The 337-nt window shown below is 67.4% G+C and carries 1 pseudogene; it reads left to right on the top strand.

Features of this window, described 5'->3' with window-relative positions:
* Positions 1-13: 13 nt before the first annotated feature.
* Positions 14-337: pseudogene (locus IO33_RS0142195) on the top strand (hypothetical protein); the annotation flags it as partial.

The following is a 337-nucleotide window of genomic DNA, read 5'->3' on the forward strand; positions in this document are numbered from 1 at the left end:
TCGCTGCCTGGAGATGGGGGAGTTCGATTACGTCACCGAGTTCGCCGGTCTGCTGCCGATGGATGTGGTGTCGGAGTTGCTCGACGTGCCGGTGGCCGACCGCGCCCATCTGCGTACCCAGTCCGACCTGCTGATCCACCGCGAAGAGGGCGTCTTCGATGTTCCCGAGGCTGCGGTGCTCGCCTACTTCGAGCTGACCCGCTACTACACCGAGCTGCTCGTCGAGCGCCGCAAGAAGCCGGGCACCGACCTGGTGTCCGCCCTCCTCGACGCCGAGGTACTCGTCCCGGGGCAGGAAGCCGATCTCCGCCGCCGGATAGTCCGGCGGCATCTGCGC

The sequence above is a fragment of the Streptomyces durhamensis genome, assembly GCF_000725475.1.
Lineage (GTDB): Bacteria > Actinomycetota > Actinomycetes > Streptomycetales > Streptomycetaceae > Streptomyces > Streptomyces filipinensis.